Below are 5068 nucleotides of genomic sequence, written 5' to 3'. Positions count from 1 at the left end.
CGAATCGACACGTGCCCGCCAAATCCGGAATTTCATCGCAACCCTGATGCTCTCCCGCGGAATTCCTATGCTGCTCGGTGGAGACGAGTTTCGACGCAGTCAAAGGGGGAACAATAATGCGTACTGTCAGAGCAACGACATCAGTTGGTACGACTGGTCACTCGCTTCCCGGCACGCGGACATCATCCGGTTCACACGGTCGATGATCCAATTTCGCCGCCTGGTCCCCATGCTGTCGGAAGAGGCATTCTATACACCGCAGGAACTCGGCTGGGTCAGCGCGGCTGGCGGACCGGTGGACTGGGATGAGGGCGATGCACTGCTCGGGGTCCACTTTCACCCTAGAGCAGCCCCACCTGTGCGCGTCGTTCAACGCCACTGACGTGGCAGTGCCGTTCAGACTGCCTCGGGCTACCGGGCCCTGGCGACTTTATATCGACACCGCCGCGGCGAGCCCGAAGGATATCCGGCTGGTGCCGGCCGATCCGCCGCTCTCCAGCGATACCCTGGTTGTGGCATCCAGGAGTCTGGCGGTATTGCTCACCGCCGCATCGCTCCTCGGATCCTGACAATTGCGGCGTGATTGGCGCCTCACAGACAACGCACGGACGGGTCGCGTCAGCGATACCCGGTGGAGTAGGCGGCCCACCGACGCCGCACCAGCGGGCCGTAGACGCAGGCGTTGCCCCGCACCGCACGCACCACCCCGACCATGGAACACCCGTCTCGGCACCGGCAATCAGTTTGGCGGGGTAGACACGGGTCGGCCACCTTACCGCTTAGAGCGGTGGTTGCTCCGCAATATTTTGTGATGCCTTCAACACCCGGCTGCCCAAGGTCAGCAGAACCATGCCCTTCTGATCCTGACCCTGCAAGGCGGTGATGACTAGATACTGGCGTCCCGCACGGCTCGTTTTGCATCCTATCCCCCAAGAGCAAGCTCGGACGAACCCCGCAGCAACCTCGACCAACTGCGCGACTCGATCACCATTACGGGACACTCACCCCTCAACGCGGTGCTGTTCCCTCTGGGGCTGCGCTATCACGTCCTGCATCACCTGTCCCCGACGATCCCGTACACAACCTGCCCCGCGCCCACCGCCGGCTGCTGGCAAACCTGCCACCGGGACTGCCCTACCCCGAGTCCATGCAACCGGAGGTCAGACGGGTGCTCGCGCAACTCTGGCGCTCGGCCCGCGCGCACGGCCAAGCGGCGGCCATGATCCCCTGGCACCGCGCCGGTCGCACCGTCGGATCCTGATTCCCAGGAACGATGGGGCCGCGCGCGCCATTACAGTTCCAGAAACCACCGCCATCGATGCGATTATGCCCCGCCCCAACGAGGTGAAAACCGAGACCGGGGCGCGCACCATGACGGGTGCACCTTCGTACCTCCCGTTGCGGGCTCAAGGCGACAGGGTGGGACGCTTACCGAGCGTCATCGGCCCACCAATACCAGCGCCTGCCCGGGTCTGATATCGATTCCCGCAACGAGCCCGTTCCCCCGGGCCAGGCGGGCCACCGAAATCCCGGCCGCACGAGCGATACCCCACAGGGTATCGCCGCGACGCACGATATGGATCCGCTCATGTGCCCTGATGGGTTGTTTCGGGCGGGCGTGCAGATCGCGCTCTGCACGCACGTGACCGGTGCCCGGAATGAACAGCCGCCCTCCGGCCCGGATCGCCGTGCCGCGCAGGCGATTGACCCAACGCAGACGGGTGACCGTGACGTGGTAGCGAAAAGCGATCTGGCTCAAGGTTTCGCCCGGCGCGATCGTATGCCATCGCCCCCGGGCGGGCGACCGCGGGGGTGAGCAGCAGGCACGCGCGCCATCAATCTCACGCGCCCCCTCAAAACGTCTCGCCCAGTACGGCTGCCGCAAGCTGGACAACGTGACATCTCCCCCCGAGGTGGGCGCATGAATAAACCGGCCGTCCCCCACATAGAGACCGACATGGGAGTACGGTGCACCGCGGGTGTCGAAAAACAGCAGATCCCCCAGCCGCATCCTGGAAACCGGTACCGGGCGTGCGACGGCGGCCATCGCGGCCGCCGAGTGGGGTAACCGTACGCCGAGCGCGCGATAGACATAGGCGACGAACCCACTACAGTCAAAACCCGTGGCGGGCGAATCGCCCCCGTAACGATAGGGCGTCCCCTGCAGACCCAAGGCGTAATCCACGACGGCCCGATTGATCGACGGCAGGTGCCCGAGCGAGCCCCGTTCCTGGCGTGCATCGGCATGGGCGCTTTGCACGAGCAGCAGGACCACGCCGATCGCGCCGCCTCGGATGATGTTCCTGATGAATATCCGGTAACGCCTCTGTGCCATATGCCGCCCGCCTCGCCCCCGGACTTTAACGCAACCCCCCCAGGGCGATCAATCGATGGCGGGGACGTGGGCTTTGCTTAAGGAGGCTCTGATCAAGCCCCAAAATCGACACGACAACCCACGCTGCTCCAGAACCGGGCGCACCCGAGCGACTTCCTTGCGGTCCTTCGTCCCCCGAAGCGGGATCTCATCTGGATAACCCGGATACTGCTGCGGGGGCATCCGCCTCGGCCACGGCCGGGGTTTTTTTCACTGCACCACGTGATCGTAGCCGCCGAGCTTGCTTCCCGCCCGTGCGGAAATCCGTGTGGCGCGCTTCGGTATCCAACCCATCGTACCATCCACCAGCTTCACGTGCCGATCTCGCCACAGCTGCCGTCGAGGTGTCTGCGCGCTGAGCGGCGCTGCCGCCTAGCACGCCCGCTCACAGGCCATCTCGACCAGCAGGCGGTGCCGCGCCGCCATGCAATACCCTCGGCGTCCGCACTGCCCGCAGGTACCCCGTGCGGCACGCTGCTTGACAATCGCCTCGTACACCACGTTCGGGCGCGCGCCGTCCGCACGGAGCACCTCCGCCAGGAATATCGCCAAGGCCACCGTGGACGGAAACCTGCGTTTCCGATGCTCTGGTAGCAACACCTCAACGCCCACCAGCTATCGTGGGTGGGTGAGCAGATTAAAGAAATGGGTGGCATCGACTCGGCGAAGATGTTTCCTGACGCGACGTTGTCTTCCGGAACGTTGGCGTATTAAAGTAGGACCCATGAACGTTGGCCACCGGCGTGTTGGGGAGTTGTCTCACACCAATGTATGTATGATCACCCCGAAGCTAATTTTCACCTTTTCCCTCAAAATCTTACCGCCTCCTGCGCAGGCTGCTGGTGCTCCACTCAGTGCCATCGATCCAGCGATACGGATGACCCGCCATGCCGAGCACGATGAAATCACATCCGCCCATTTATAATGGCGTGAATATCGAGCGTACATTGGCGGCTACAGTCTGATCGCGTGTCCCGAGGAGATAAGCGATGTCCATCCCCGCAACACCCACCGGCATGCTGTTACATTCCAATGCTGGCGATGCCGCTGCGCTGGCCGAGGCACGCGGCTTGGTGCGCGATCTTTTCACCGCGCGGCCCGGGCTGTACTGGTTCGATTTCCTGATGAGCACTGCGACTGGCTGGACTACGTTTGTGGCCGCCGTATTGTTGCCGGCATGGTCGGCCCTGCAGGCGGCCGCAATTGCTTTCAGCATCGTGGCGCTTTACCGCTCGGTCATTTTCGTACATGAGCTGGCGCATCTCGGACCCAGGGTGTGGCCCGGCTTCCGTCTGGCCTGGAATCTGCTCTGTGGTGGCCCGGTGCTGGTGCAATCGTATACCTACAGTGGTGTGCACAACCTCCACCATTACCAGCAGCGCTACGGTACTCGTGATGACGGTGAATATCTGCCCTTCGCGCGGATGCGCACAATCAACGTGGTCGCGCACTGGGCGCTCGGTCTGATAGTGCCGGCATTTGTATTGGTGCGTGCCATGATCCTGGTGCCGCTTTCCTGGCTAATTCCACCGCTGGCGGTGTGGCTGTGGGAGCGAGCCTCGTCGCTGGTTATCGACCCGGAGTTCAAACGCCCACGTTCCAAGCATGACGATCCAAGCTGGCGCTGGCAGGATATGTACGCGTGGTTCTGCGCGAGCACTGCCATGGCCCTGATGGCATTTGGCGTGCTGCCTTGGCGGGTGTTGATCCTATGGTATCTGTTGCTGATGGGCATACTGCTATTGAACGGCCTGCGCACGCTGGTCGCACACCGTTATCGATTCGCAGGCGAGCGCTCACTGAGCCTGATGGAGCAGTTCCACGACTCAGTGGATGTGCCCGGCCACCCGCTATTGACGCCGCTATGGGCGCCGGTTGGCCTGCGCTTTCACGCAACCCATCATCTTTTCCCGGGCATGCCGTATCACAACCTTGGCACCGCTTACCGGCGCCTGACGGCCGGTCTGTCGGACCCGGCTTGGTTCCTGAATTCAAGTGAGCGTAACCTGTTCACAGGGCTGCGGCGCCTGCTTCGTGAATCCACCACTCGTGCGCAGGTCAACAAATCCTGAACCCGGATGACTAACTCACGGCAAGCGCTGCACGGCTCATCCGAGTTCCACGCCTGGGGCGACTCGAACCTGTATCTGCGTCGCTCGGGCAGCGAGCTCACGCTCACCGTCGAACACCACGCCGCGCCGTCGCCGCCCATGATCAAGCTCGAACTTGGCCAGCGGGGCGACGCGCTGGCCCTCGAAATCGTTCAATCGATCGCGGCGCCAGCAGCCGCGCCGGCGTCCGTTGACGAGCGCATCACCGCCGCGATCACCGAAGCGAACCACCCGCTACCGATCGGGGAACTGCGCGCACTGTGTCGCGTCCGCAACGGGACCCCGCACTGCCCCGATTGCACCCACGAGGGCCTCCATCCACCGGGCCACGGTGATCTGCTCTGCGCCCCCATCGGCAACCCCAAGGACCGCCTCGGCGTGCTCGTCCTCGCCCGTCCCGAACCCAACACCTTCGGCCCACTACACGAGCGTCTGATCCTGCTGCTCGCCTCGCTGCTCATGCATCTGCTGCGCAACCGCCGCATCCTCGAGGACCTCGAAGGCGAGGTCCAGGCCCGCACCTACATCCTCGCCCAGGCACTCGAATACACCCAGCACCTGCGCGCGCACTTCGAGCACTGGG

The 5068-nt window shown here is 63.7% G+C and carries 5 protein-coding genes; 3 read left to right on the top strand and 2 right to left on the bottom strand.

Going from position 1 to position 5068, the window contains the following annotated elements; translation table 11 throughout:
• Positions 1-305: 305 nt before the first annotated feature.
• On the top strand, positions 306-569 hold the full coding sequence (locus B7Z66_15860) for a hypothetical protein (GenBank protein OYV74609.1): 264 nt from the start codon (positions 306-308) through the stop codon (positions 567-569).
• Between the two features lie 869 nt (positions 570-1438).
• Here B7Z66_15860 and B7Z66_15855 read toward each other — a convergent pair.
• Together B7Z66_15855 and B7Z66_15850 are read right to left on the bottom strand one after the other, a co-directional pair.
• Positions 1439-2335 carry a hypothetical protein gene (locus B7Z66_15855; protein ID OYV74608.1) on the bottom strand — a complete coding sequence of 299 codons (897 nt, stop codon included), beginning with the start codon at positions 2333-2335 and terminating at the stop codon, positions 1439-1441.
• 411 nt (positions 2336-2746) lie between these two features.
• The gene (locus tag B7Z66_15850; protein ID OYV74607.1) at positions 2747-2932 is read right to left on the bottom strand and encodes a hypothetical protein; all 186 of its coding nucleotides are present in this window, start codon (positions 2930-2932) and stop codon (positions 2747-2749) included.
• A 458-nt stretch (positions 2933-3390) separates the two neighbouring features.
• On the opposite strand from B7Z66_15850, the gene B7Z66_15845 reads away from it, so the two are divergent.
• Positions 3391-4446, top strand: a complete 1056-nt coding sequence (locus B7Z66_15845; GenBank protein ID OYV74610.1) for a hypothetical protein — start codon at positions 3391-3393, stop codon at positions 4444-4446.
• A 6-nt stretch (positions 4447-4452) separates the two neighbouring features.
• On the top strand, positions 4453-5068 hold a 616-nt coding region (locus B7Z66_15840), incomplete at its 3' end, for a hypothetical protein (GenBank protein ID OYV74606.1).

The sequence above is a fragment of the Chromatiales bacterium 21-64-14 genome, assembly GCA_002255365.1.
Lineage (GTDB): Bacteria > Pseudomonadota > Gammaproteobacteria > 21-64-14 > 21-64-14 > 21-64-14.
The sequence above is the reverse complement of the archived record's forward strand: the minus strand, read 5'-3'. Positions and strand labels throughout refer to the sequence as shown.